Below are 24,871 nucleotides of genomic sequence, written 5' to 3' on the forward strand. Positions count from 1 at the left end.
CTTAAGCAGCGGCCAGCCAGCGCGCCAAACGTTGCGCAAATGCGGCCTGACTTTCCAGTAACTCATCTCCCGTCACCAGCGGCGCCGGGCGGGTAATCACGATGCAGGGAATACCTGCATCCAGACAGGGTTGAACCTTTTCCTGATAACCGCCCTCTGCGCCAGAAGCCTTGGTTATCACGACGTCAGCCTGACACTGACGATAAAACGCAGCGTTAAATTCAGCGCTGAACGGCCCGCACAGCGCGAACGTCTCGCCTACACCAAAGCCCAGATCGGCGCACTGTTGAATCACCTCGGGGACGGGCAACACGCGGGCGAGCAGCGTTTTTTCCGGCAACCCCGCGCGCCACAGCGCCAGATCTTTACTTCCGGTGGTCAGCAGTACGCGCTCGCCAAAACGTCGTGCAACGTCGCACGCCTCGGCAATGCTCTGTACGGTAAAGAGCAGCGGATGCGTCAGTTCACTAAGCTGTTCCGGGCGCTGGTAGCGGCTCAGCAGCACGCCAGCCCGTTCGCAGGCGCACAGAATATTGCGGCTCACCACTTCGGCATACGGGTGCGAAGCATCGATCACCCATCGCGTTCCGTTCTCCTTCAGCCAGTTCACCATTTCATCCTGCTCGAGCCGACCACAGCGCACCTGCCCCTTGATATCGCCAGCCAGTTGTTTCCCGGTCGGCGTCGCCACCGACAGGGTGTAGGCCACATTAGCGGCATCCAGTTGTTGGCACAGCGCACGGGCATCGCTGGTGCCGCCCATGACCAGAACCTCACCAAAACTCACAGCACGTAACCTCGTGGCGTGATCATCAGACCGTCCTGCACATAAGTCGCTTTGTTACCGACGATCACCAGACTGGTCATATCCACCGGTTCAAAATCCATCTCGCCCAGCGTAGTCAGCCATTTCTCCTGCTTTTTACGCCCGGCAGATTTCACCACTCCCACCGGCGTTTGCCCGCTCTTACTGGCGGAAAGCAGTTCAAATGCGCGCGCCAGATGTCCCTCACGGCCCCGGCTGCGCGGGTTGTAGAAGCAGATGACGAAGTCCGCTTCTCCGGCGGCGATAATACGTTTTTCGATAACCGGCCACGGCGTAAGTAAATCGCTTAAACTGATGTGACAAAAATCGTGCATCAGCGGCGCGCCGAGCAGCGACGCCGCCGCGATACTGGCAGTCATCCCCGGGATCAGGCGCACTTCAACGTCCAGTTTCTGTTTGCTGACCAGCTCCAGCACCAGCCCCGCCATGCCGTAAATACCGGCGTCACCGCTGCTGATCAGCGCCACGTTGTGTCCGGCCTGCGCCAGTTCAATCGCCGCATGGCAGCGCTCGATCTCTTTGCACATGCCGGTTTTGATCACCTGCTTGTCACCGGTAAACGCTTTGACGAGGTGAGTGTAGGTTTTGTAACCCACAATAATTTCTGCCGCCTGCAGGGCCTCAACGGCTTCCATGGTCATCATGGCCTGTGAGCCGGGGCCGATTCCGATTACGGTTAACATCAGTGTGAAACTCCCAAAGTGATAGTGACGCCCTGCTCACGCAAGGTTTCGCCGGTCAATTGCCCATGACTCAGCAGCCATGCTGCCGGACCCGAGACGCTTCCGACGCCGACCGTCTGGCGAACAAACGGCGAAGCCGGAAAGTGATGTTCATGCTCACGCAGCGCGTCAGCGCTAAAGGTTTCAAACGGCACACGCCAGCAGGAGGCAAGTTGGATCAGCCCCTCTTCGTCTTTCTTGAGCGACGCGCTGCCGATGGCTTTCAGCGCCAGCGGATCAAAGCGCTGCGCTTCAAGCTGACGCGCCAGCAGCGCAGCCAGTAGTGGGAACGGCGTATCGCGACGACAGCCAATGCCAGCGACCACCCGTTGTGGCACCAGTTTCCAGTGTTGAACCGGAATATCCGGCAATTCGTTACGTAACGTGACGCACACCAGCGCATCCAGTTCAGGCAACTGCTGGAGATCGGTAACGGTAATGAACCCACGGCGATCGCAGTGGCGGACGTCTTCATCCAGTTCTTCATCCCACCACAGACCCACGCGCTGGTTGCTCACCAGCATCTGATTCACCGCTTTTACTGCGGTGCGAAAGTCGGTCATACGGGCGTTGAGCTGAAACGCGAGGGTGTCCAGTGCCGCCATCTCATTGACATCGGTGGCTGTGGTAATCACCGGATCGGCGCCCAGCATGCCGGCGAGATAACGGGTCAGCGCGTTCGCGCCGCCCGCATGGCCGGAAAGCAGGCTGATCACATGCTGGCCGCGCTCGTCGATCACCACCACCGCCGGATCGCTGAATTTGTCATTCACCAGCGGGGCCAGCACGCGCACCGCGATGCCGGTCGCCCCGATAAAAATCAGCGCGGAATAGTTCGAAAACGCGTCGCGCGCGGCGTGGGCGAACCCGCCGTCGAACGGTAAGAAACCGTCCTCCAGCAATTTTTCACTGGTAAAACAGGTCAGCGGTAACATCGTTGCCAGCCGTTTAGCCAGCGTTACACCGCCGGGCGTCAGGCAAAACAGCGCGATTGATTCAGGCTTTACGGTATTCATGGCTAAAGTCCGCGGCATAAAGTCTGGAGTAGTGATACTCATCTCCGAGGAAATTCCCGACCAGGATGAGCGCCGTTTTGCGGATCCCGGCGTCGCGCACTTTATCGGCGATATCCGCCAGCGTGCCACGCACAGTTTGACTTTCCGGCCAGGTCGCTTTGTAGATCACGGCCACCGGCGTGGTCGCCGGGTAACCGCCCTCAATCAACCGTTCCGCAACCCGGTTGATGCGCTGGACGGAGAGATAAATTGCCATTGAGGTCTGGTGGCTGGCGAACGATTCCAGCTGTTCACGTTCTGGCACCGGCGTGCGACCTTCGAGTCGCGTAATAATCAGGCTTTGCGAGACTTCCGGCACGGTGTACTCAACCCCCAGCTCCGCCGCCGCGCCGAGGAAAGCGCTGACCCCCGGCACCACCTGCCAGGGGATACCACGTTTGGTCAGCTCTTCCCCCTGTTCGCGCACCGAGCCATACAGCGACACGTCGCCGGTTTGCAGGCGCACTACCGTTTTTCCGGCCTTCACCCCCTCTTCCATCAGGGTGAGGATTTGCTCAAGATGCAGTTCCGCACTGTCGTGGCACTCTGCGTCCGCCGGACAATACTCCAGCAGTTCGGTGTTGATCAGCGATCCGGCATAAATCACCACCTGCGCCTGTTGCAACAGCCGGTAACCCTTAAGCGTAATCAGCTCCCGATCACCCGGACCTGCGCCGACAAACCACACACAACGGGGATCAAATGTCTCAGACATGGCGTTCTTCCTTCTGGCAGGCGATGACAAAAACGGGATTGTTCGGTTTGAAATAGTGACCCGCGCCCAGCGTGGTCAACGACGAAATCTGCATTTGCAGGCAGTCCACGTCCTGCACACCGCGCTGTTGCAAATGTGCCAGCGCGGTGTTGAGGTTTTCCTGTAGGATGAAGGTCATCACCAGGCGTCCACCAACGTGCAACTGGCGCATAGACCAGTCGATCAGTTCCGTGAGGTGTCCCCCACTGCCACCCATAAAGACGGCATCGGCTTTCTCGGTCATCATCATTGGCGCTTCACCCGGCAGAATATCGATATTCGCGCAGGCGAAATGCTGACGGTTTTCGTCGAGTAAACGCAGCGCCGCCGGATTGCGCTCAATAGCCGTAATGTGTAGCGACGGAAACTGTAGCGCGGCTTCGATGGACACACTGCCGGTTCCGGCCCCGATATCAATCAGGTGACTGGCCCGGTGCAGTTCAAGTTTTGCGAGAGCGAGCGCACGTACCGCTTCTTTGGTCATCGGCACCTTCTCACCGCGCAGGAAAAGCTCATCTTTCATCAAGGATCACCACTGCATTCATCTCATATTCGGCATGGACCTCGCTGACGCGCAGCCAGTGGATCCGTTCGTTTTCCATCGCCAGGTTTTCACCAATCACCATCCAGCGATCGCCCTTTCCTCGTGCAACCAGTTGTGCAGCAATATCACGCGGCCCGCACTGACCGTCGGTGACCATTGCCACCTTGTTATGCTGCGCCAGCGTATCGAAACAGACGCTGCGCCCGTGGCTACTGGTGAGCCACATGTCATTCATGTCGATTCCCGACTGCGCGCACAGATACTGCACCGCGCTGATACCTGGAATGATGCGTACCTGCGCAACGCCAAAATGCGCCACCATCCGCGTACCGATGCCGTAAAACAGCGGATCGCCAGAAGCCAGAACCACCACCCGCTTATCCTGATGCGCCGCAATCCATGCCAGCAGTTCGGGAATGTTGGCGCCCAGCGCAAACTGCTCGCCGCGAAAGTCCGGGAACTGCTGCAAATGGCGCTTACCGCCGACCAGCACATCGGCCTCATCAACCGCCGCGCGCGCCGCCGGCGTCATCAGGTGCAGACCGGCTGGCCCCATCCCCACGACCGTCAGCATTGCATCTCCCGGGCGATAGCGTCGACGGGGCGGTTGCTACCCAGAACCTGGTTATCAAACGAAAACATGATCGCGTCGCAGGTCGGCGGGGTTTTGGTAAAGCGCAGCATCTGCATCACGCGCTGACAGATGCGTTCAGCAAGATGGTTGTAGAGGTGCTGAAAGCCGAACGCGTCGATGTGCTCCATTGCCGCTTCAGTGGTGTCGCAATCGCTTACCAGCGTCAGCAACTCCCGCGGCGCGCCGAGCAGCGCCAGATGCGCCACCAGCGTTTCCATTCGCGCATCGGCTATGTGGCTGTGGGTATGGAAGATCCCGGCAGCAATTTTGATCAATTTCCCAGGATGACCGACGAGCACGACCTGGCGAAATCCCAGCCGCACCGCCTCTTCAATCATGTAGCCGACAAAGTTGCTCATGGTGACCACCACGTTGGTATCGATGCCCATCTGTTCGCGGACGAAACGCTCACCATGATTACCCGGCACCAGAACTACCCGCTCCAGTCCGGCGGCACGTTTGATTTCCAGCTCCAGCGATAACGACCGCTTCCAGCTCTCTTCGGACATGGGGGTCACAATACCGGTGGTGCCAATAATGGAAATTCCGCCAAGAATACCGAGACGCGAGTTGTAGGTTTTTTGCGCTCGTTCTTCGCCTTCCGGGGCAAATATTTCGATTTCCGCCCCGCGTACCGGGCCTATCGCCTCACGCACGGCGGACTCAATGGTGTGACGCGGGGTGCGATTAATTGCCGCGCTGCCGACAGGCAGACCAATCCCCTTGCGGGTGACGGTGCCGACGCCTTCGCCCCCGGACAGGACAATTTCACCGCTGTCATTCAACGTGACGCGGGCGAAAATCAACATCCCGTGGGTGGCGTCGACATCATCGCCGCCATCTTTACGGATCGCTGCAATGGCCTGCTGTCCTTCAATGTGTGGAGATTCCACGTTCAGACACAGAGTGACGCCGGAAGGTGTGACAATCGATACCTGATGGATCAGATGCTGACGCAACACCATCAGCGCGGCGACTTTTGCCGCCGCCGTGGCGCACGATCCAGTGGTATAACCTTTGCGCAGCGCTTTGCCGTTATGCCAGACGGGCGCGTCGAAAGTCTGATCGCTCATCGCGCCCCCTGCATGTAATACAGCATGGCGTTCACGATCGCCGCCGCAACGTTACTGCCGCCTTTGCGTCCGAGGGCGGCAATGGCGGGCAACGGGCTGTGCGTCAGCGCCTCTTTGGATTCCGCCGCGCCGACAAATCCCACCGGCACGCCCACCACGCCGCTTACCGCTACATCTTTTTCCAACAGGCGAAACAGCGCAGTGGGCGCGTTGCCAAAGACAAACACTTTTTCGCCTTCTTCCGTCACGGCAATGTCGACAGCCGCCATTGAGCGAGTGATACCCTGCGCTTTCGCTTGCGCTACCACGCGCGGATCGCTGATATAGCAGCGACACTCGCCCCCCGTCTTCGCCAGCAGGGTTTTATTGATCCCCGAAAGCGCCATGGTGGTGTCGGTATAGATAACCGTCGGGCGGCTCAGCGCCGCACAAAGTTGTTCCAGCGCATCATCCGAAAACCAGAGAATATCCAGCCAGTCGAAGTCAGCGGTGGTATGAATCACCCGTTTGATGATGGCTTCATGTAGCGGACTGGCAAACTGGTACTCCGGGCGCGTTTCATGAATGATCTCGCCAATGATGTCAAAACTTTTGGCTTCAATCGCCTGGGGTTGCTGGATGTATTGCATTGTCATTTATCCTCAGGCCACACCCATTACCAGCCAGCGCGTCACAAGGAACAGCACCAGAGCCAGCGTTGAGGCAACCCACATCAGTCGAATCGTTTGGGAAATGTCATCTATGGAAATAGTGCGCTGCGCGTCGCCGATCCACGGTTTTTCAACGCGCTCGCCAAAGTAATCATTCGGGCCGCCCAGTCGAATGCCCAACGCACCGGCAACGGAAGCCTCCGCCCAGGCACAGTTCGGGCTGCTGTGGTTATAGCGATCCCGCCAGCCCACACAGAGCGCCCGGGCGCCGTCACGACGGCACAACACCGCTGCCGCGCTCAGCAGCAGCCAGCTCAGCCGTGCAGGAATGTAGTTCGCGACGTCGTCCAGGCGAGCACTGACCATGCCAATCGCCCGGTATTTTTCGTGTTTATAACCCACCATGGAATCCAGGGTGTTCACCGCTTTGTAGGCCATCGCCATCGGCGCGCCGCCAATTAAGAGGAAGAACAGCGGCGCGATAATGCCGTCAACCGTATTCTCCGCCACGGTTTCCACGACCGCCCGGTTGATCTGTTCTGGCTGAAGTTGCGATGTGTCGCGCCCCACAATCCACGAGAGCTTTTCGCGGCTTTGTGCAAGGTTACCTTCGCGCAGCGGGCGCTCAACCTCTTGCGCCGCCGTTGCCAGACAGCGCCCCGCCAGCACGGTGAAAATCATCCAGACTTCAACGACCCAACCGAGCCATGGATGAATCCACGCCGCCAGGTGTAACACGCCCCAGGCAACCGCCCACGTCAAGCCGACAACCACCAGCCACATCACCCCACCACCCATGCGTAACGCCCGGTCGCTGTGGCAGTAGCGGCGGATAATCCGCTGCACGGTAGTGATCAGATTGCCTATCCAGCGCACCGGATGCGGCCAGTGTGGTGGGTCGCCAATCACGACATCGAGAAGCCAGGCCACACACCATGCCAGTAGCGTCATAACGCCTCCCGCGCGGCATTCAGCCAGTGATTAAGCATTAATGGACGCTGAGCAAAGTGAACGTGCAGGTAGCTGGCGAAGGTGTTGCCCGTTCGCCAGCCACCGGACCACGCCTGCACCATCTGACCGTCACGGACTTTACGGCAAGCCAGCACAGCGGGGGTTTCAGGGGAAAAATCGGAGTAATGGAATTCATGACCGCGCAGCACATCGCCTTCCGCGGCCAGCAGCGTGGGCTGCAAAGCCTGCGCTTCACAATAGCCAAAGCGGGTTAGCCGTTTACCCATTTTGCTGCGACCGGGAAGGATATCGGCCATGCGATGCTCAACCCCGTCGGCATCTTCCAGCAGGCTGCCGAGGTACATCAATCCGCCGCATTCGGCATAAATGGCGACACCGCGCTGATGCGCCTCGCGCAGGCTTGTCAGCATAGTAGTATTGGCCGCCAGCGCGGACGCGTGCAGTTCCGGATAACCGCCGCCCAGCCAGACCATTTGACAATCGGGTAATTCGCGATCGTGGAGCGGGCTGAAGCGCACAATGTTGACGCCGGTACGCGCCAGCAGCGCCACGTTATCGGGATAATAAAAATTAAAGGCCTCATCATCAGCCATCGCCAGCGTCAGTCCTTCTCCGGCGTTGGGCGCAGGACGTTCAGGCCATTCGCCTGGCGGCAATGCCTGAAGGTGGCTTAACGCCAGCAACCGATCGATATCCAGTGTACTTTCCAGCCGGGCGGCGAAATCCTGCCACGATTGTTGATTGACGACGGACTCACGCGCGGTCACCAATCCCAGATGCCGTTCGGGTAGCGCGACGCCGTCAACGCGCGGGACGTAACCCAGCACCGGCACAGCGCAGTAGTGCTCGATAGCGGTTTTCAGCAACTGGAAATGGGGCTCACTGTTGACGCGGTTAACGATGACGCCGGCAATGTTCAGCGTCGGGTCGAAATGCTGGAAGCCCATCACCGTGGCGGCAATGGAAGTAGAAACGGCTTTCCCGTCAACCAGCAGAATGACCGGACAGCCCAACTGCTTGGCCATCGCGGCGGTACTGCAATAATCAGGATCTGTACCGTAACCGTCGTACAGCCCCATCACCCCTTCGATCACTGCAATATCTGCATCCTGCATCTGTTCGCGGAACAGCGCATTAAGCACCGGCTCGGGGAGCATAAAACTGTCGAGGTTGCGGGAGGCGGTACCGCTGATGGCCGTATGCCAGGCGGTGTCAAGGTAATCAGGGCCGACTTTGCAGGGCTGGACGCGTAAACCACGTTGTTTCATCACGTTCAGCAAGCCCAGCGTCACTGTGGTTTTACCACAGCCGCTACCGGTACCTGCCAGAACAAACGCGTACTGCTTTGCCGCCATGACCCTGATCCTGTTCAGGGTGGTAGGGATGTACTGACACCCAGTCTTCCGACTGTACGCATCTGAGCAACCCACTTCCCACCGAAGTTGTTGGTAGTATCCGACAGGCTGGTCTTCTGGCTTAGCGTCGTCCTCGCCCGTCCTTCCCAATCTTGCGATCAGTGGTCTTCACGGGGTTGTCAGCATCACAGCAGCGGGGGCTGCGGGGGATTTTCACCCCCTTCCCAGACACAAATGTGTCAAACCTGTCGGCTTAAATGATGAACAGAATGAATTCTCCTCATCACAACAATACTTTTCGTTACTTATTCGTTACGCATTTTTTATCAACAAAAAACGCCGCAATAAAACGATTCTGAATGAAATGTCATGCAAGAGAATAATGAAACCTCTTAACAATGACACTGTATCTCATCACAGAAATAAAAACTGGTGAAGTTTATTCCGTAAAGAGCGATATTTTATTGCGCTATGACAATTTATTGCTGTACTAAAAACACTTAACCATTATAAATGACCGGATTACGCGGGAATATCAAAAATCGGCAATAGCAAAATATTGCTATTTATGCCGATTCAGCAGGCAAGTTTTCATTTATTTTTTGCCGATAGGCCTGCGGCGTAACCTGATAAGTCTGACGGAACACTTTGCAAAAATAGCTGGTTTGCGAAAAACCTAAATTGCGGGCAATACTGGCAATGCTCCAGTCACTGTGACAAAGCAGCTCTCTGGCACTGGCCATGCGCTGTTGATTGACCCACGCGTTAAAACCAATGCCCTGATATTTTTTGAACAGTTTGCTGAAGTAGTACGGGCTCAGGTAAACATGCGAGGCCACATCTTCAAGGCGAAGATCGTCTGACAAGTGGGCATCAATATAGCGTAACGCCTTTTTCATTTTGCTGTCATGAGGGCTGGCGGCGCGGGTCGGGCGTGAAGGCTCAGCAGGTTGCGTGCTGTCTTTGATCACCACGAAATTGAGTTGCTTCTTGAGGCAGTTTTCAACAATGAGTTTGAGCAGATCCGCCGAGGCCATCACGCGAGAATAGTCCATTTCCGGGACATTACTGAACTCATTGAGCAGTTCAGGATCGGCCTGCCAGCGATCGTCAACCTTCATGATATCGAGCAGATCGGCACCATCATCGTTACGTAAACGCACCTGGCCGCAGAGAACGAATCCAACAAGATGGCCTGCGATCACGAGAGGAATAGAGAAATCGGTAAGCCCGGCATGGCAGCGATAGATACAGGGTTGATCCGATTTTGACGCTTCCAGTCCCCCACAGCGATCGCTCATACGACACCGGGTACTGTGTTGCGGATGCTGACGCATCAGTTGGCAAAAAGGTGTGAAATTAAACAGCTCAGAAATCTCATCACCGTGAATATTGACAACCACAACAGCCAGGCTGGTCGCTTGCGCAAAATCCTGTGCGATTTTATTAATGAGTTCTGAGTTCAGGGTGCTCGCAGAAATCATGATAAAATCCCTCAGTTAATCCATTGTTATAATGAAAACATAAATTTTACATTTACTTCTTATCATCCCCATCCTTGTATGTAAATGACAGAAAGTACAAGGGACAATAACAAAAGTCTCCCTGGGTGGGGAGACTTTTTAGTCAGTTCGTGAAAGCAGATCACGAAAAAGAAATTAAAGACGTGATATTAGCCACGCCAGCCAAAATTACGCGTCCGTCTCTTCGATTTTACACGTATTACAGGGCAAATTCTTACCGATAAGGTACTTATAGATAGCCGCGCCCGCACACGCACCAATCAATGGCGCAATAATCGGCACAATAAAGTACGGAATATCGCGTCCACCAGTCATCGCAATATCTCCCCAACCTGCCATCCAGGCGAACAGCTTAGGACCAAAATCACGCGCCGGGTTCATGGCAAAGCCGGTTAATGGGCCTGTGGATGCACCAATTACCGCCACCAGAATACCGATCAGCAGTGGCGCCAGTGCCCCTTTAGGCACACCGTTACCATCGTCGGTCAGCGCCATAATCAGCCCCATCAGGATTGAGGTGATGACGATTTCGACCCCTGCCGCCTGCCACACGCTTAGCGCAGCCGCCGGATAGGTACTGAAAATACTGGCCAGATAGAGGCTATCGACACTGCCGCGAACCATGTTGTGGGCAGTTTCATACTCGGTGAATAAATTGCCGTAAAGCAGATAAGCCAGCACCGCACCGCCAAACGCTCCCGCGACCTGCGCGATGATGTAAGGCAGAACTTTGCGTCCCGGGAAGCAGGCAAACAGCCAGAGTGCGACTGTGATGGCCGGGTTCAGATGCGCTCCGGAAATTCCCGCCGTCAGATAAACCGCAAGCGAAATACCCAGACCCCAAATAATACAAATTTCCCAGAGACCCAGACTGGCGCCTGCGACTTTCAGTGCGCTAAGGCAGCCGATACCAAAAAACAAAAACAATCCGGTACCCAAAAACTCGGCAATGCATTGCGCTTTCAGTGAATCATTCATTGTGACACCTTCTTAGAAGCGTTCGTGTCCTTACCAGCGGACCCTTGCTGGTCGTAGAGTACAACGGCACTACTATAGGAAGAGGCCGCTGAAAATTGTTGGCAAACTGCGCATTCTCAGACCTGGAAAAATCGTGTTGTTATAGCAATTTCTTGCCATCTATTTATTCAAAGGCAGCGTGTAGAGTGCCTGAATGTAATTAACCAGGACGATTCGTGATAGCAAAAATTGGTTATTTGAAGATTTTCCTTTTTCAATCAACGTCACAAATTGTGATTTTCCGCATAGCAAATTAAATTAACCTTGTCACCCTCTAAAATGTAAATATGGAATATAAAAAGCTAAAATATCACATTAATAAAAAATAATAAAAACAATAAAAACAAATAGATAAAATAAAACATAGCAAGTTTGTCACATTCACAGCCCACTAATTTTTCACCCAGACTTTCAAGTCAGCCATTCTTTTTCCTCGCTTCTTTTTATAGTCATGAATATCGGGACAACCCAGGCGAGGTCTTTATGCAACAAGAAGCATTAGGAATGGTAGAAACCAAAGGCTTAACTGCAGCCATAGAGGCCGCAGATGCAATGGTGAAGTCAGCCAATGTCATGTTGGTCGGCTACGAAAAAATTGGCTCAGGGCTGGTAACCGTCATCGTTCGCGGTGATGTCGGTGCCGTAAAAGCGGCGACCGATGCTGGTGCTGCTGCTGCGCGCAACGTGGGAGAAGTGAAAGCCGTACACGTGATTCCACGCCCTCATACCGATGTTGAAAAAATCTTACCGAAGGGAATTAACCCATGAGCAGCAATGAACTGGTTGAACAGATCATGGCGCAGGTCATTGCCCGTGTGGCAACGCCTGATCAAGCGGGTATCCCTGATAAAACCCATCCAAAACGAGAGACGGCTATGGCAGAGAAGAGCTGCAGTTTAACGGAATTTGTTGGCACCGCGATTGGCGACACCGTAGGTCTGGTGATTGCAAACGTAGACAGTGCCCTGTTGGAAGCAATGAAGCTTGAGAAGCGCTATCGCTCCATTGGCATCCTGGGCGCGCGTACCGGCGCGGGTCCGCACATTATGGCGGCAGACGAAGCGGTCAAAGCCACCAATACCGAAGTGGTAAGCATTGAACTCCCTCGCGATACCAAAGGCGGCGCGGGTCACGGTTCTCTCATCATTATCGGCGGTAACGACGTTTCCGACGTTAAGCGCGGAATTGAAGTGGCGCTGAAAGAACTCGATCGCACCTTTGGTGATGTGTATGGCAACGAAGCCGGACATATCGAACTGCAGTACACCGCTCGCGCCAGTTACGCGCTGGAAAAAGCGTTTGGTGCGCCGGTTGGCCGTGCCTGCGGCGTGATTGTGGGTGCTCCGGCTTCCGTCGGCGTGTTAATGGCAGATACCGCCCTGAAAGCCGCGAACGTTGAAGTTGTGGCCTACAGCTCTCCGGCACATGGCACCAGCTTCAGTAACGAAGCGATCCTGGTGATCTCCGGCGATTCTGGCGCAGTGCGTCAGGCGGTTATCTCAGCGCGAGAAATCGGTAAAACCGTTCTTGCGACCCTCGGTGCTGAACCGAAAAACGATCGCCCGTCCTATATCTGAACTCCGTGAGGCTCATTCATGAGATCGAAAAGATTTGAAGCACTGGCGAAACGCCCTGTCAATCAGGACGGATTCGTTAAGGAGTGGATCGAAGAAGGCTTCATTGCGATGGAAAGCCCGAACGATCCCAAGCCGTCGATTAAAATCGTTAACGGCGCCGTCACCGAACTCGATGGCAAATCGGTCAGCCAGTTTGACCTGATTGACCACTTCATTGCCCGTTACGGCATCAACCTGGCACGCGCAGAAGAAGTGATGGCGATGGACTCCGTAAAACTCGCTAACATGCTGTGCGATCCTAACGTAAAACGTCGCGACATTGTGCCACTGACCACGGCGATGACCCCGGCAAAAATTGTCGAAGTGGTTTCGCACATGAACGTGGTTGAGATGATGATGGCGATGCAAAAGATGCGCGCGCGTCGCACGCCATCCCAACAGGCGCACGTCACCAACGTCAAAGATAACCCGGTACAGATTGCGGCCGACGCCGCAGAAGGCGCATGGCGCGGATTTGACGAGCAAGAGACCACAGTAGCCGTGGCGCGTTATGCTCCGTTCAACGCCATTGCACTGCTCGTCGGTTCCCAGGTGGGCCGCCCCGGCGTGTTAACCCAGTGTTCACTGGAAGAGGCAACCGAACTGAAGCTCGGTATGCTGGGACACACCTGCTACGCCGAAACCATTTCCGTCTACGGTACCGAACCGGTCTTTACTGACGGCGACGACACGCCGTGGTCAAAAGGTTTCCTCGCCTCTTCTTACGCTTCGCGTGGGTTGAAAATGCGCTTCACTTCCGGTTCAGGTTCTGAAGTACAGATGGGTTATGCCGAGGGCAAATCCATGCTGTATCTCGAAGCGCGCTGCATTTACATCACCAAAGCGGCAGGCGTACAGGGTCTGCAAAACGGCTCCGTAAGCTGCATCGGCGTTCCGTCCGCAGTGCCATCAGGAATTCGTGCGGTACTGGCAGAAAACCTGATCTGTTCCTCGCTGGATCTGGAATGCGCCTCCAGTAACGACCAGACCTTTACCCACTCCGATATGCGTCGTACCGCGCGTCTGCTGATGCAGTTCCTGCCGGGGACAGACTTTATCTCTTCCGGTTATTCCGCCGTGCCGAACTACGACAACATGTTCGCGGGCTCCAACGAAGATGCGGAAGACTTTGATGACTACAACGTTATCCAGCGCGACCTGAAAGTGGACGGTGGTCTGCGTCCGGTACGTGAAGAAGACGTTATCGCCATTCGTAACAAAGCAGCGCGCGCTCTGCAGGCGGTTTTCGCTGGCATGGGGCTGCCGCCCATTACGGATGAAGAAGTTGAAGCCGCAACCTACGCCCACGGTTCGAAAGATATGCCTGAACGTAACATCGTTGAGGACATCAAGTTTGCGCAGGAAATCATCAATAAGAACCGCAACGGTCTGGAAGTGGTGAAAGCACTGGCTCAGGGCGGCTTTACCGATGTCGCGCAGGACATGCTCAACATCCAGAAGGCCAAGTTAACCGGGGACTATCTGCATACCTCCGCCATCATCGTCGGCGATGGACAAGTGCTCTCTGCCGTCAATGACGTCAACGATTATGCCGGTCCGGCAACAGGTTATCGCCTGCAAGGCGAACGCTGGGAAGAAATTAAAAACATCCCTGGCGCACTTGATCCCAACGAGCTTGGCTAAGGGGTGAACAATGGAAATTAATGAAAAATTGCTGCGCCAGATTATCGAAGACGTGCTGTCCGAAATGCAGACCAGCGATAAGCCCGTCTCATTTCGTGCACCGGGAACGTCAACCGCGCCTGCTGCACCGGCCGGTGACAGTTTCCTGACGGAAATTGGCGAGGCGAAACAGGGCACGCAACAGGACGAAGTGATTATTGCGGTCGGCCCGGCGTTTGGTCTCTCTCAGACCGTTAACATCGTCGGTCTACCGCATAAAAACATTCTGCGCGAAGTGATTGCCGGGATTGAAGAGGAAGGTATTAAAGCGCGTGTAATTCGCTGCTTTAAATCATCCGACGTGGCCTTCGTTGCCGTTGAGGGTAACCGTCTGAGTGGTTCCGGCATCTCTATCGGCATCCAGTCAAAAGGCACGACGGTCATCCATCAACAGGGACTGCCGCCGCTGTCCAACCTGGAGCTGTTCCCGCAGGCTCCGCTGCTGACGCTGGAAACCTATCGCCAGATTGGGAAAAACGCCGCGCGTTATGCCAAGCGTGAATCACCGCAGCCGGTCCCGACGCTGAACGACCAGATGGCGCGCCCGAAATATCAGGCTAAATCCGCCATCTTGCACATTAAAGAGACGAAGTACGTCGTGACGGGCAAAAACCCGCAGGAACTGCGCGTGGCGCTTTAATAAGGATCCCTTTATGAATACCGATGCAATTGAATCGATGGTTCGGGATGTGTTGAGCCGCATGAACAGCCTGCAGGGCGACACATCTGCCCCGGCAGCAGCTTCGGGCACTACGACCCAGACCGCCAAAGTGACTGACTATCCGCTCGCCAGTAAGCACCCTGAGTGGGTTAAAACGGCCACCAACAAAACGCTGGATGAGTTCACCCTCGAAAACGTTCTGAGCAACAAAGTGACCGCACAGGATATGCGTATCACACCGGAAACGCTGCGCATTCAGGCGGCTATTGCCAAAGATGCCGGACGTGACCGCCTGGCGATGAACTTTGAGCGCGCCGCAGAACTGACGGCGGTGCCGGACGATCGCATTCTCGAGATCTATAACGCCCTGCGTCCTTATCGTTCAACGAAAGAAGAACTGCTCGCGATCGCGGACGATCTTGAAAACCGCTATCAGGCCAAAATCTGCGCCGCGTTTGTTCGTGAAGCGGCGGTGTTGTACGTCGAGCGTAAGAAGCTGAAAGGCGACGACTAAGGAAAGGTCATGAGATATATAGCTGGTATTGATATCGGCAACTCATCCACAGAAGTCGCGCTGGCGACGCTGGATGACACTGGCGCGCTCACCATTACCGGTAGCGCGCTGGCAGAAACCACCGGGATAAAAGGCACATTGCGTAATGTGTTTGGGATTCAGGAGGCGCTCACGCTTGCGGCTAACCGTGCAGGCATCAATGTCAGCGATATCTCGCTTATCCGTATCAACGAAGCCACCCCGGTGATTGGTGATGTCGCGATGGAAACCATCACGGAAACCATCATCACCGAATCCACCATGATCGGTCATAACCCGAAAACACCGGGCGGCGTCGGCCTGGGGGTGGGGATCACTATCACGCCGGAAGAGTTACTCACCCGACCGGCGGATACCCCGTTAATTCTGGTGGTGTCATCTGCTTTCGATTTCGCTGATGTCGCCACCATGATTAACGCCTCTGTCCGTGCCGGTTACCAGTTAACCGGTGTCATTTTGCAACAGGACGATGGCGTTCTGGTCAGTAACCGACTGGAAAAACCCCTGCCCATCGTTGACGAAGTGCTGTACATCGACCGTATCCCGCTCGGAATGCTGGCCGCCATTGAGGTCGCCGTGCCCGGTAAAGTCATCGAAACGCTGTCAAATCCTTATGGCATCGCGACGGTGTTTAATCTCAATGCGGACGAGACCAAAAACATTGTCCCGATGGCGCGAGCGCTGATTGGCAACCGTTCCGCCGTGGTGGTGAAAACCCCGTCAGGCGATGTTAAAGCACGTGCCATTCCTGCCGGAAACATTGAACTGCAGTCCCAAGGGCGCACGCTACGCGTTGATGTCGCTGCAGGCGCCGATGCCATTATGAAAGCAGTTGGCGAATGCCCGAAACTGGACAACGTTACCGGTGAAGCGGGCACCAATATTGGCGGTATGCTGGAACACGTTCGCCAGACAATGGCTGAACTGACCAATAAGCCAAGCAACGAAATTTTTATCCAGGATTTACTGGCCGTAGATACCTCCGTTCCGGTCAGTGTCACCGGTGGACTGGCCGGTGAGTTTTCTCTTGAGCAGGCTGTCGGTATCGCCTCGATGGTGAAATCAGACCGTCTGCAGATGGCAATGATCGCCAGCGAAATCAAAGAAAAGCTGAACGTGGATGTACAGGTTGGCGGTGCAGAAGCCGAAGCGGCAATTCTGGGCGCGCTCACCACGCCAGGTACCACGCGTCCGCTGGCGATTCTGGACTTAGGTGCGGGCTCGACCGACGCCTCCATTATCAATCCCAAAGGCGAAATTATCGCCACCCACCTCGCCGGGGCTGGCGACATGGTTACCATGATCATCGCCCGGGAGCTGGGACTTGATGACCGCTATCTGGCGGAAGAGATCAAAAAGTATCCGTTAGCCAAAGTCGAAAGCCTTTTCCATCTGCGCCATGAAGACGGTAGCGTTCAATTCTTCCCGACGCCACTTCCCCCTGCGGTGTTTGCCCGCGTCTGTGTGGTCAAGCCGGATGAACTGGTGCCCCTGCCCGGCGATCTCGCGCTGGAGAAAGTTCGCGCCATTCGCCGCAGCGCCAAAGAGCGCGTGTTTGTCACCAACGCCCTGCGCGCACTGCGACAGGTTAGCCCGACGGGCAATATCCGCGATATTCCGTTTGTCGTTCTGGTCGGTGGCTCCTCGCTGGACTTTGAAGTGCCGCAACTGGTGACGGACGCCCTGGCGCATTATCGCCTGGTGGCCGGACGCGGAAACATTCGCGGCACCGAAGGCCCGCGAAACGCGGTTGCGACTGGGCTCATCCTCTCCTGGCATAAGGAGTTTGCCCATGGACAGTAGCGTCACCACGCCTGCCATTGTGATTTCGACCATCGGCGACTGCCTTTCAGTCTGGAAAGAGGTGCTGCTCGGCATTGAAGAAGAAGGCATTCCGTTTGTGATCCAAAACCAGGCGGCGGGAGAAGTCGTTCAGAGCGCATGGCAGGCGGCCCGCCAGTCTCCGCTACTGGTCGGCATCGCCTGCAATGAAGAAACCCTGGTCGTGCACTACAAGAATTTACCCACTTCAGCGCCGCTTTTTACGCTGACGTATCGCCAAAACAGCCTTGACCGGCGAAGTACTGGAAACAACGCGGCAAGGTTAGTCAAAGGGATCCCCTTCCGGGATCTCAATGCTTAATCCACAGGAGAATTGCAGTATGAATAACGCACTGGGTCTGGTTGAAACAAAAGGGTTGGTCGGCGCGATTGAAGCCGCAGATGCCATGGTGAAATCCGCCAACGTGCAACTGGTCGGTTACGAAAAAATCGGCTCCGGCCTGGTGACCGTCATGGTTCGCGGTGACGTCGGCGCCGTTAAAGCCGCCGTTGATGCAGGCTGCGCGGCAGCAAGCGTCGTGGGTGAGGTGAAATCCAGCCACGTTATCCCGCGTCCGCACAGCGACGTTGAGGCTATTTTACCGAAATCGGCCTGAGCATTATCGAAAAGGAGCACAGCGTGAAGCAATCACTGGGATTACTCGAAGTTAGTGGTCTGGCATTAGCCATCTGTTGCGCAGATGCCATGGCGAAAGCGGCTTCCATCACGCTGGTTGGCCTTGAAAAAACCAACGGTTCAGGCTGGACGGTGATCAAGATCACCGGTGATGTGGCATCAGTACAGTCTGCCATTATCACCGGTGCTCATCTCGCTGAACAGCAAGATGGCCTGGTCGCGCATAAAGTGATCGCCAGACCTGGCGAGGGCATTCTTTCTCGCGCGATGGCTGCCACTCCGGCACCTGTGCCTGCACCCGCAACGGTGTCTGCACCGGAATCCGTGCCAGCCCCCATCGAAGAACCTGAAACTGAAGTCGTTGTAGAAGAGTCAGCACCGGAAGCGGCGCCTGAAGACGGGATCATCAGCTGCAATTTGTGTCTGGACCCGGCCTGTAAGCGCCAGAAAGGCGAACCCCGGTCGCTCTGCCTGCATTCAGGTAAACGAGGTTAAGCGTAATGGATAAGCAACTTCTGGAAACGACGGTCAGCAAAGTGCTGAATGAATTACGGGATCGCCCCATTCCACTGGGCGTTTCCAACCGTCATATCCACCTTAACGCTGAGGATTATGCCCGTCTATTTCCGGGACATCCTATTAGTGAGAAAAAAGGGCTTCTACAACCGGGACAGTATGCGGCTGAGCAAACCGTCACGTTAGTGGGACCAAAAGGTCAACTGAAAAATGTCCGCCTGCTGGGGCCGCTGCGTAGCACCAGCCAGGTGGAGATTTCGCGCACAGATGCCAGAACGCTGGGCATCGCCGCGCCGTTGCGGATGTCCGGAAATCTCAAAGGTACGCCGGGTATTCGCCTCGTGAGTCCCTTTGGCGAACTCGAACTCACCTCCGGGGTGATCGTCGCCCAGCGCCACATTCATATGTCGCCGCTGGATGCGCTGATCCTGCGCGTTGCTCACGGCGATAGCGTCAGTGTCGCCATTGAGGGCACCGATCGTCGGCTGATCTTCGATAACGTTGCGGTACGCGTTTCCCCCGACATGCGTCTGGAGATGCATATTGATACGGACGAGGCCAATGCCGCCGGGGCAGATGATCCCAATGCTTTCGTCACACTGGTGACTGAGCGATGAACGGCGATCTGTTGCAGCGAATCGTCGAGGAGGTGGTCTCCCGCCTGCAACGTCGTGCGCAAAGCACCGTCACGCTGAGCGTCGCGCAACTGCGGGAAACACCGTCCCGCGCCCTGTTTTCTCAGTATGCCTCTGTGCATATTTTACAGGTCGATCTGCCCCTGCTGGAGCAGATCGCCAACAACGATTCGTCACATGCCGCCGCCGTCATGATCCATGAGGCGCTGGCATTGGGCCTGCGGGTGCAACTCTCAGTGCAACGTCGGTTACTGCCCGCCGTGCCGGTAAAAAAACTGGCCCGACTGCCGCTGATTCTCTGTGACGAACAGGGGCAGCCTATCATGCTGCACCCCACCCGACTGTTAAGTTATGCCGATGTTGCCCCGTTACCTGCAGGGTTGCTGGTGCTGCATCGCAAATGTGTTGTTACCGCGCTGGCTCGCGAGACCGCGAGCTCGCGCCACATCCAATTGATGAAGCAGGAGTGAACCATGCATCTGGCACGTGTTACAGGCGCGGTGGTATCCACGCAAAAATCGCCCTCGTTGGTCGGAAAAAAACTTCTGCTGGTACGCCGCGTGAGTGCCGACGGTGAATTGCCGGCGAACCCAACGGCAGGTGATGAAGTCGCCGTTGACTCCGTCGGCGCAGGCGTTGGCGAACTGGTGCTCCTGAGTAGTGGCTCCAGCGCCAGACATGTTTTTTCCGGGCCGAATGAGGCCATCGATCTGGCCGTTGTCGGCATTGTCGACACGCTTTCTCGGTAAGGGGGAGTTATGGCGATTTATACCCGCACAGGTGATGCTGGCACAACCGCGCTCTTTACCGGACAGCGCGTCAGTAAAACGCACCCCCGCGTGGAAGCGTATGGCACGCTCGATGAGCTTAACGCCGCGCTGAGCCTGTGCGTCTGCGCCACCCATAGCGCGCAGCATCGCGCGCTGCTGGAGGCCATTCAACTGCAAATTTTCTGGTTCAGCGCTGAACTTGCCAGCGAAAGCGAGCAGCCGTCTGCGGATCAGCGCTATATCAGCTCTGAGGAAATTGCCGCACTGGAAGCGGCTATCGACACCGCGATGGGACGCGTTGCCCCCTTGCGCAGTTTCATTTTGCCTGGCCGTTGCGAAGCCGCAAGCCGCCTGCATTTTGCCCGCACTCTGGCGCGCCGGGCCGAACGCCGTCTGGTGGAACTCGCGGCCGAGGTCACCGTCAGGCATGTGCTGATGCGCTATATCAACCGCCTGTCAGACTGCTTGTATGCACTGGCGCGCGCGGAAGATCACGACGCCCATCAGGACACCATTATCCGGGAAGTGACGAAGCGCTATCTGGCAGCGGGTCACGCCCCTGTCAAAAAGGAATCTACGATGTCGCTCTCCTTTGGCGATCTTCACCAGTTAACACGCGCCGCCGTCGAGCGAGCGCAAGTCTTAAACGTCCCGGTGGTCATCAGCATTGTTGATGCTAACGGCACCGAAGCCGTCACCTGGCGGATGCCGGATGCCCTGCTGGTCAGCAGTGAACTGGCGCCGAAAAAAGCCTGGACTGCGGTGGCGATGAAAACCGCGACGCACGAACTTGCGTCAGTAGTTCAGCCCGGCGCGCCGCTATACGGGTTGGAAAGTCATATGCAGGGAAAAGTCGTCACTTTTGGTGGCGGCTACGCGCTATGGCGTGATGGATTGCTTATTGGGGGTCTTGGTATCAGCGGTGGAAGCGTTGAACAGGACATGGACATTGCACAGGCTGCCATTGCGGCAATAAACGTGAGAACACATCAATGAATACGACCGAACTGGAAACCCTCATCCGCACTATTCTGAGCGAGCAACTGGCTCCCGCAAAAACTGAAATCAAAGGGAACGGCATCTTTCAGTCTGTTGGTGAAGCTGTCGATGCTGCCCACCAGGCATTCTTGCGTTATCAGCAGTCACCTCTGAAAACGCGCAGCGCTATTATCAGCGCCATTCGTGAAGAGCTCACGCCACAGCTGGCCTCGCTGGCAGCAGAGAGTGCCGCGGAAACGGGAATGGGTAACAAAGAGGACAAGTTCCTCAAAAACAAAGCGGCGCTGGACAATACTCCTGGCATCGAAGATCTGACTACCACCGCGCTCACCGGCGATGGCGGCATGGTGCTGTTTGAATATTCACCGTTTGGCGTGATCGGCTCCGTCGCCCCCAGCACTAACCCGACAGAGACCATTATCAACAACAGCATCAGCATGCTGGCGGCGGGCAACAGCGTCTATTTCAGCCCGCATCCGGGTGCGAAGGCCGTGTCACTGAAACTTATCGCCATGATTGAAGATATTGCGTTTCGTCGCTGCGGCATTCGCAATCTGGTGGTGACCGTTGCCGAACCGACGTTTGAAGCCACCCAGCAGATGATGGCGCACCCGAAAATTGCCGTGCTGGCGATTACCGGCGGTCCGGGCATTGTGGCAATGGGTATGAAGAGCGGAAAAAAAGTGATTGGTGCAGGCGCGGGGAATCCTCCTTGCATCGTCGATGAGACGGCCGATCTGGTGAAAGCGGCGGAAGATATTATCAACGGCGCGTCGTTTGACTACAACCTGCCGTGCATCGCAGAAAAAAGCCTGATAGTGGTGGAATCCGTCGCTGAACAACTGATTCAGCAGATGCAAAGTTTCGGCGCGCTGTTGTTGAGTCCAGCCGAGACAGAGAAGCTGCGTGCAACCTGTCTGCCAGAGGGGGTAGCCAATAAAAAACTGGTGGGTAAAAGCCCTTGCGCTATGCTTGAAGCCGCCGGTATTCCGCTCCCGGCAAAAGCGCCGCGCCTGCTGATTGGCGTCGTCAGCGCCGACGACAGTTGGGTAACCAGCGAGCAGTTAATGCCGATGCTGCCCGTGGTGAAGGTGAAAGATTTTGACGCCGCGTTGTCGCTGGCGCTGAAAGTGGAAGAAGGATTACACCACACCGCCATTATGCATTCGCAGAATGTCTCTCGCCTGAACCTTGCGGCGCGAACGCTGCAGACCTCCATTTTCGTTAAAAACGGCCCCTCCTATGCGGGGATTGGCGTCGGCGGCGAAGGGTTTACCACCTTCACCATCGCCACGCCGACGGGTGAAGGGACAACATCGGCACGCACGTTTGCCCGCTCCCGTCGCTGTGTGCTGACTAACGGTTTCTCAATCCGCTAATGAGGTTGTGATGAATACTTTTTCACTACAAACCCGTTTGTACAGCGGCCCTGGAAGCCTGAAAGTGCTTGGCCGCTTTACGAACAAGCACATCTGGATTATCTGCGATGGTTTTCTCGCCCGTTCGCCGCTGATTGATACGCTTCGCGAGGCGATACCGGCAGATAACCGGATCAGCGTCTTCAGTGAGATTACGCCCGACCCCACTATCGGAACCGTCGTTCAGGGGATTGCACAAATGCAGTCCCTGCGCCCCGACGTGGTGATTGGTTTCGGCGGTGGCTCCGCGCTGGATGCTGCGAAAGCCATTGTCTGGTTCAGTCGTCAATTTGATATTGATATTGAAACCTGTGTGGCGATCCCAACCACCAGCGGAACCGGATCGGAAGTGACCAGCGCCTGCGTGATAAGCGATCCGGAGAAAGGCATTAAATATCCGCTGTTCAATAACGCGCTCTACCCGGACATGGCGATCCTTGATCCGATGCTGGTCGTCAGCGTCCCACCCGCCATTACCGCCAATACCGGAATGGATGTGTTGACGCACGCGCTGGAAGCCTATGTGTCCACGCGCGCCAGTGACTTTACCGACGCACTCGCGGAAAAAGCCGCTCAGATAGTCTTTCAGTATCTGCCTGTCGCGGTTCGTAAAGGCGACTGCCTCGCTACACGCGGCAAAATGCACAACGCCTCTACGCTGGCAGGGATGGCCTTCAGCCAGGCTGGACTGGGACTGAACCACGCCATCGCCCACCAGTTAGGCGGTCAGTTCCATTTACCGCACGGTCTGGCGAATGCCCTGCTGCTGGCGTCGGTGATCCGCTTCAACGCGCACGATCCGCGAGCGGCTAAACGTTACGCCCGGTTCGCGAAGGCCTGTCATTTATGTACTGACAGCGCCAATGAAACGGCGAGCGTGAACGCGCTGGTGCAGCACATCGAGCAACTGAAAAAAGCGTGTGCTATCCCAACCCTTGCCGTGGCGCTTAAAGAACAGAAACAGAACTGGTCAGCGCGCATTCCGGCAATGGTTCAAGCCGCGCTGGCAGACGTGACGCTGAAAACCAACCCCAGAGCGGCGGATGTCGGGGCCATTCAGGAACTGCTTGAGGAATTGTTATGAATACCGCCCTGAATGATAAACCAGACGTCCTGGATGCGCCGACGCTCGTTGAACGCGTTCGTGCGGCAGGCATTGTGGGGGCTGGTGGTGCCGGTTTTCCGACGTATGTCAAACTCCAGGCTCAGGTGGACATTTTTCTCGTCAATGCAGCCGAATGCGAGCCGATGCTGAAAGTCGATCAGCAACTCATGGCGCAGCAGGCAGCGCGTCTGATTCGCGGCGTACAGTATGCAATGAAGGCCACCGGCGCCTGCGAAGGGATCATCGCCCTGAAAGAGAAGTACCAGCCAGCGATTACCGCCCTGACGCCGCTTTTACCTCCGGCGATCAGACTGCACATTCTGCCTGATGTTTATCCGGCAGGCGATGAAGTACTGACCATCTGGATGGCGACGGGTCGCCGCGTTCCCCCCGCTGCGCTGCCGGTCAGCGTGGGCGTTGTGGTCAATAACGTACAAACCGTACTGAATATCGCCCGCGCGGTCGAACAGCACTATCCAGTGACGCGCCGCACGCTCACTATCAACGGCGCCGTTGCTCGTCCACAGACCGTGACCGTCCCCATCGGTATGTCCTTACGCGACGTGCTGGAGATGGCTGGCGGCGCGACCATCGACGATCCCGGGTTTATCAACGGCGGACCGATGATGGGAAGCCTGGTGACGTCACTGGACGCGCCGGTCACGAAAACCACCGGCGGACTGCTGGTTTTGCCGAAAACACATCCACTGATTCAGCGACGTATGCAGGATGAGCGCACCGTGCTGTCGGTGGCGAGAACAGTCTGTGAACAGTGTCGCCTGTGTACCGATCTCTGCCCGAGGCATCTCATCGGTCACGAGCTCTCTCCGCATCTGCTGGTGCGCGCAGTCAATTTCCATCAGGCCGCCACGCCACAGCTGTTGCTCAGTGCCCTCACCTGTTCTGAATGTAACGTCTGTGAAAGTGTGGCCTGCCCGGTAGGTATTTCACCTATGCGGATTAACCGGATGCTGAAGCGCGAGCTACGTGCACAGAATCAGCGCTACGAGGGGCCGCTCAACCCGGCGGATGAGATGGCAAAATACCGTCTGGTGCCGGTAAAACGACTCATCGCCAAACTGGGGCTGACACCGTGGTATCGGGAAGCGCCCTTAGTCGACAGCGAGCCCGTTGTTGAGAGAACGACGCTGCTGTTGCGCCAGCACATCGGCGCCAGCGCGGTACCCTGCGTTCAGAAAGGCGAGCGTGTCGCGCGTGGTCAGTGCGTCGCTGAAATTCCGCAAGGTGCGCTCGGCGCGCCTGTTCACGCCAGTATTGACGGCATTGTCTGTGAGGTAACAGATCAGGCCATCATCGTTGTAAGAGGTTAAC

General features: G+C 56.2%; 28 protein-coding genes and 1 riboswitch. Of the genes, 16 read left to right on the forward strand and 12 right to left on the reverse strand.

The features are described 5' to 3' along the window. Position 1 precedes the first annotated feature (1 nt). From HVX64_RS14350 to pduF, 12 genes are all read right to left on the reverse strand, one after another. Positions 2 to 787 (reverse strand): cobalt-precorrin-6A reductase, encoded by a 786-nt coding sequence (locus HVX64_RS14350; RefSeq protein ID WP_044257574.1) that lies wholly within the window; start codon positions 785 to 787, stop codon positions 2 to 4. Then, complete coding sequence (locus HVX64_RS14355) at positions 784 to 1,509, reverse strand: precorrin-3B C(17)-methyltransferase (RefSeq protein WP_042318211.1); 726 nt, start codon at positions 1,507 to 1,509, stop codon at positions 784 to 786. The genes HVX64_RS14350 and HVX64_RS14355 overlap by 4 nt, the downstream gene beginning before the upstream one ends. Then, positions 1,509 to 2,564 (reverse strand): cobalt-precorrin 5A hydrolase, encoded by a 1,056-nt coding sequence (gene cbiG, locus HVX64_RS14360; protein WP_181825039.1) that lies wholly within the window; start codon positions 2,562 to 2,564, stop codon positions 1,509 to 1,511. Before cbiG ends, HVX64_RS14355 begins: the two co-directional genes overlap by 1 nt. After that, positions 2,545 to 3,318: a cobalt-precorrin-4 methyltransferase gene (locus tag HVX64_RS14365; RefSeq protein ID WP_044257572.1), complete on the reverse strand. Its 774-nt coding sequence runs from the start codon at positions 3,316 to 3,318 to the stop codon at positions 2,545 to 2,547. The genes cbiG and HVX64_RS14365 overlap by 20 nt, the downstream gene beginning before the upstream one ends. Then, complete coding sequence (locus HVX64_RS14370; protein WP_043000246.1) at positions 3,311 to 3,880, reverse strand: decarboxylating cobalt-precorrin-6B (C(15))-methyltransferase; 570 nt, start codon at positions 3,878 to 3,880, stop codon at positions 3,311 to 3,313. The genes HVX64_RS14365 and HVX64_RS14370 overlap by 8 nt, the downstream gene beginning before the upstream one ends. Beyond that, positions 3,870 to 4,475, reverse strand: coding sequence for a cobalt-precorrin-7 (C(5))-methyltransferase (locus HVX64_RS14375; protein ID WP_043000245.1), 606 nt, complete (start codon positions 4,473 to 4,475; stop codon positions 3,870 to 3,872). Before HVX64_RS14375 ends, HVX64_RS14370 begins: the two co-directional genes overlap by 11 nt. After that, a complete protein-coding gene (cbiD, locus tag HVX64_RS14380; RefSeq protein WP_044257571.1) occupies positions 4,469 to 5,608 on the reverse strand; it encodes a cobalt-precorrin-5B (C(1))-methyltransferase CbiD in 1,140 nt (379 codons plus the stop codon). Before cbiD ends, HVX64_RS14375 begins: the two co-directional genes overlap by 7 nt. Further along, positions 5,605 to 6,237, reverse strand: coding sequence for a cobalt-precorrin-8 methylmutase (locus HVX64_RS14385; RefSeq protein WP_044257570.1), 633 nt, complete (start codon positions 6,235 to 6,237; stop codon positions 5,605 to 5,607). The genes cbiD and HVX64_RS14385 overlap by 4 nt, the downstream gene beginning before the upstream one ends. A 12-nt stretch (positions 6,238 to 6,249) precedes the next feature. Beyond that, a complete protein-coding gene (gene cbiB, locus HVX64_RS14390; RefSeq protein WP_044257569.1) occupies positions 6,250 to 7,209 on the reverse strand; it encodes an adenosylcobinamide-phosphate synthase CbiB in 960 nt (319 codons plus the stop codon). After that, entirely contained in the window at positions 7,206 to 8,585 is a 1,380-nt protein-coding gene (locus tag HVX64_RS14395; RefSeq protein WP_044257568.1) for a cobyrinate a,c-diamide synthase, read from the reverse strand. Before HVX64_RS14395 ends, cbiB begins: the two co-directional genes overlap by 4 nt. Positions 8,586 to 8,673: 88 nt before the next feature. After that, a riboswitch (cobalamin riboswitch) is annotated at positions 8,674 to 8,849 on the reverse strand. Between the two features lie 302 nt (positions 8,850 to 9,151). Next, the gene (pocR, locus tag HVX64_RS14400; RefSeq protein ID WP_043000240.1) at positions 9,152 to 10,069 is read right to left on the reverse strand and encodes a regulatory protein PocR; all 918 of its coding nucleotides are present in this window, start codon (positions 10,067 to 10,069) and stop codon (positions 9,152 to 9,154) included. Between the two features lie 207 nt (positions 10,070 to 10,276). After that, positions 10,277 to 11,086, reverse strand: coding sequence for a propanediol diffusion facilitator PduF (pduF, locus tag HVX64_RS14405; RefSeq protein WP_043000239.1), 810 nt, complete (start codon positions 11,084 to 11,086; stop codon positions 10,277 to 10,279). A gap of 522 nt (positions 11,087 to 11,608) precedes the next feature. Between pduF and pduA the strand changes: the two genes are divergently transcribed. Genes pduA through HVX64_RS14485 form a run of 16 tightly spaced genes read left to right on the forward strand, consistent with a single transcriptional unit; the run spans position 11,609 to position 24,870 of the window. After that, positions 11,609 to 11,893, forward strand: a complete 285-nt coding sequence (gene pduA, locus HVX64_RS14410; protein WP_012906330.1) for a propanediol utilization microcompartment protein PduA — start codon at positions 11,609 to 11,611, stop codon at positions 11,891 to 11,893. Next, entirely contained in the window at positions 11,890 to 12,702 is an 813-nt protein-coding gene (gene pduB, locus HVX64_RS14415) for a propanediol utilization microcompartment protein PduB (RefSeq protein ID WP_043000238.1), read from the forward strand. The genes pduA and pduB overlap by 4 nt, the downstream gene beginning before the upstream one ends. A gap of 18 nt (positions 12,703 to 12,720) precedes the next feature. Then, entirely contained in the window at positions 12,721 to 14,385 is a 1,665-nt protein-coding gene (pduC, locus tag HVX64_RS14420) for a propanediol dehydratase large subunit PduC (RefSeq protein WP_042318193.1), read from the forward strand. A 10-nt stretch (positions 14,386 to 14,395) separates the two neighbouring features. Beyond that, positions 14,396 to 15,064 (forward strand): propanediol dehydratase medium subunit PduD, encoded by a 669-nt coding sequence (gene pduD, locus HVX64_RS14425; protein WP_043000237.1) that lies wholly within the window; start codon positions 14,396 to 14,398, stop codon positions 15,062 to 15,064. 13 nt (positions 15,065 to 15,077) lie between these two features. Next, entirely contained in the window at positions 15,078 to 15,599 is a 522-nt protein-coding gene (pduE, locus tag HVX64_RS14430; RefSeq protein ID WP_043000236.1) for a propanediol dehydratase small subunit PduE, read from the forward strand. Positions 15,600 to 15,608: 9 nt separating this feature from the next. Further along, positions 15,609 to 17,441, forward strand: coding sequence for a diol dehydratase reactivase subunit alpha (locus HVX64_RS14435; protein WP_043000235.1), 1,833 nt, complete (start codon positions 15,609 to 15,611; stop codon positions 17,439 to 17,441). After that, a complete protein-coding gene (locus HVX64_RS14440) occupies positions 17,431 to 17,781 on the forward strand; it encodes a glycerol dehydratase reactivase beta/small subunit family protein (protein ID WP_043000234.1) in 351 nt (116 codons plus the stop codon). The genes HVX64_RS14435 and HVX64_RS14440 overlap by 11 nt, the downstream gene beginning before the upstream one ends. Before the next feature lie 19 nt (positions 17,782 to 17,800). Then, positions 17,801 to 18,076 carry a propanediol utilization microcompartment protein PduJ gene (gene pduJ, locus HVX64_RS14445; RefSeq protein ID WP_042318188.1) on the forward strand — a complete coding sequence of 92 codons (276 nt, stop codon included), beginning with the start codon at positions 17,801 to 17,803 and terminating at the stop codon, positions 18,074 to 18,076. 23 nt (positions 18,077 to 18,099) lie between these two features. After that, positions 18,100 to 18,591: a BMC domain-containing protein gene (locus HVX64_RS14450; protein WP_044257567.1), complete on the forward strand. Its 492-nt coding sequence runs from the start codon at positions 18,100 to 18,102 to the stop codon at positions 18,589 to 18,591. A 5-nt stretch (positions 18,592 to 18,596) separates the two neighbouring features. Next, positions 18,597 to 19,229: a phosphate propanoyltransferase gene (locus HVX64_RS14455; protein ID WP_043000232.1), complete on the forward strand. Its 633-nt coding sequence runs from the start codon at positions 18,597 to 18,599 to the stop codon at positions 19,227 to 19,229. After that, on the forward strand, positions 19,226 to 19,717 hold the full coding sequence (gene pduM, locus HVX64_RS14460; protein WP_044257566.1) for a microcompartment protein PduM: 492 nt from the start codon (positions 19,226 to 19,228) through the stop codon (positions 19,715 to 19,717). Before HVX64_RS14455 ends, pduM begins: the two co-directional genes overlap by 4 nt. A gap of 3 nt (positions 19,718 to 19,720) precedes the next feature. Further along, positions 19,721 to 19,996 (forward strand): propanediol utilization microcompartment protein PduN, encoded by a 276-nt coding sequence (pduN, locus tag HVX64_RS14465; protein ID WP_012906340.1) that lies wholly within the window; start codon positions 19,721 to 19,723, stop codon positions 19,994 to 19,996. 9 nt (positions 19,997 to 20,005) lie between these two features. Then, positions 20,006 to 21,013, forward strand: a complete 1,008-nt coding sequence (pduO, locus tag HVX64_RS14470; RefSeq protein ID WP_043000230.1) for a two-domain cob(I)yrinic acid a,c-diamide adenosyltransferase PduO — start codon at positions 20,006 to 20,008, stop codon at positions 21,011 to 21,013. Beyond that, positions 21,010 to 22,395 carry a CoA-acylating propionaldehyde dehydrogenase PduP gene (gene pduP / locus HVX64_RS14475; protein ID WP_044257565.1) on the forward strand — a complete coding sequence of 462 codons (1,386 nt, stop codon included), beginning with the start codon at positions 21,010 to 21,012 and terminating at the stop codon, positions 22,393 to 22,395. The genes pduO and pduP overlap by 4 nt, the downstream gene beginning before the upstream one ends. Before the next feature lie 10 nt (positions 22,396 to 22,405). After that, complete coding sequence (locus HVX64_RS14480; protein WP_044257564.1) at positions 22,406 to 23,518, forward strand: 1-propanol dehydrogenase PduQ; 1,113 nt, start codon at positions 22,406 to 22,408, stop codon at positions 23,516 to 23,518. Further along, the gene (locus HVX64_RS14485) at positions 23,515 to 24,870 is read left to right on the forward strand and encodes a 4Fe-4S dicluster domain-containing protein (RefSeq protein ID WP_044257563.1); all 1,356 of its coding nucleotides are present in this window, start codon (positions 23,515 to 23,517) and stop codon (positions 24,868 to 24,870) included. The genes HVX64_RS14480 and HVX64_RS14485 overlap by 4 nt, the downstream gene beginning before the upstream one ends. The last annotated feature ends 1 nt before the right edge of the window (position 24,871 follow it).

The sequence above is a fragment of the Citrobacter sp. RHB20-C16 genome (assembly GCF_013890155.1).
Lineage (GTDB): Bacteria > Pseudomonadota > Gammaproteobacteria > Enterobacterales > Enterobacteriaceae > Citrobacter_A > Citrobacter_A amalonaticus.

Bases quoted from the DNA above. Each gene is read 5' to 3' on its own strand.
- HVX64_RS14355 (WP_042318211.1), bottom strand. From the start codon at position 1,509: ATGTTAACCGTAATCGGAATCGGCCCCGGCTCACAGGCCATGATGACC.
- cbiG (WP_181825039.1), bottom strand. From the start codon at position 2,564: ATGAATACCGTAAAGCCTGAATCAATCGCGCTGTTTTGCCTGACGCCC.
- HVX64_RS14365 (WP_044257572.1), bottom strand. From the start codon at position 3,318: ATGTCTGAGACATTTGATCCCCGTTGTGTGTGGTTTGTCGGCGCAGGT.
- HVX64_RS14370 (WP_043000246.1), bottom strand. From the start codon at position 3,880: ATGAAAGATGAGCTTTTCCTGCGCGGTGAGAAGGTGCCGATGACCAAA.
- HVX64_RS14375 (WP_043000245.1), bottom strand. From the start codon at position 4,475: ATGCTGACGGTCGTGGGGATGGGGCCAGCCGGTCTGCACCTGATGACG.
- cbiD (WP_044257571.1), bottom strand. From the start codon at position 5,608: ATGAGCGATCAGACTTTCGACGCGCCCGTCTGGCATAACGGCAAAGCG.
- HVX64_RS14385 (WP_044257570.1), bottom strand. From the start codon at position 6,237: ATGCAATACATCCAGCAACCCCAGGCGATTGAAGCCAAAAGTTTTGAC.
- cbiB (WP_044257569.1), bottom strand. From the start codon at position 7,209: ATGACGCTACTGGCATGGTGTGTGGCCTGGCTTCTCGATGTCGTGATT.
- HVX64_RS14395 (WP_044257568.1), bottom strand. From the start codon at position 8,585: ATGGCGGCAAAGCAGTACGCGTTTGTTCTGGCAGGTACCGGTAGCGGC.
- pocR (WP_043000240.1), bottom strand. From the start codon at position 10,069: ATGATTTCTGCGAGCACCCTGAACTCAGAACTCATTAATAAAATCGCA.
- pduF (WP_043000239.1), bottom strand. From the start codon at position 11,086: ATGAATGATTCACTGAAAGCGCAATGCATTGCCGAGTTTTTGGGTACC.
- pduA (WP_012906330.1), top strand. From the start codon at position 11,609: ATGCAACAAGAAGCATTAGGAATGGTAGAAACCAAAGGCTTAACTGCA.
- pduB (WP_043000238.1), top strand. From the start codon at position 11,890: ATGAGCAGCAATGAACTGGTTGAACAGATCATGGCGCAGGTCATTGCC.
- pduC (WP_042318193.1), top strand. From the start codon at position 12,721: ATGAGATCGAAAAGATTTGAAGCACTGGCGAAACGCCCTGTCAATCAG.
- pduD (WP_043000237.1), top strand. From the start codon at position 14,396: ATGGAAATTAATGAAAAATTGCTGCGCCAGATTATCGAAGACGTGCTG.
- pduE (WP_043000236.1), top strand. From the start codon at position 15,078: ATGAATACCGATGCAATTGAATCGATGGTTCGGGATGTGTTGAGCCGC.
- HVX64_RS14435 (WP_043000235.1), top strand. From the start codon at position 15,609: ATGAGATATATAGCTGGTATTGATATCGGCAACTCATCCACAGAAGTC.
- HVX64_RS14440 (WP_043000234.1), top strand. From the start codon at position 17,431: ATGGACAGTAGCGTCACCACGCCTGCCATTGTGATTTCGACCATCGGC.
- pduJ (WP_042318188.1), top strand. From the start codon at position 17,801: ATGAATAACGCACTGGGTCTGGTTGAAACAAAAGGGTTGGTCGGCGCG.
- HVX64_RS14455 (WP_043000232.1), top strand. From the start codon at position 18,597: ATGGATAAGCAACTTCTGGAAACGACGGTCAGCAAAGTGCTGAATGAA.
- pduM (WP_044257566.1), top strand. From the start codon at position 19,226: ATGAACGGCGATCTGTTGCAGCGAATCGTCGAGGAGGTGGTCTCCCGC.
- pduN (WP_012906340.1), top strand. From the start codon at position 19,721: ATGCATCTGGCACGTGTTACAGGCGCGGTGGTATCCACGCAAAAATCG.
- pduO (WP_043000230.1), top strand. From the start codon at position 20,006: ATGGCGATTTATACCCGCACAGGTGATGCTGGCACAACCGCGCTCTTT.
- pduP (WP_044257565.1), top strand. From the start codon at position 21,010: ATGAATACGACCGAACTGGAAACCCTCATCCGCACTATTCTGAGCGAG.
- HVX64_RS14480 (WP_044257564.1), top strand. From the start codon at position 22,406: ATGAATACTTTTTCACTACAAACCCGTTTGTACAGCGGCCCTGGAAGC.
- HVX64_RS14485 (WP_044257563.1), top strand. From the start codon at position 23,515: ATGAATACCGCCCTGAATGATAAACCAGACGTCCTGGATGCGCCGACG.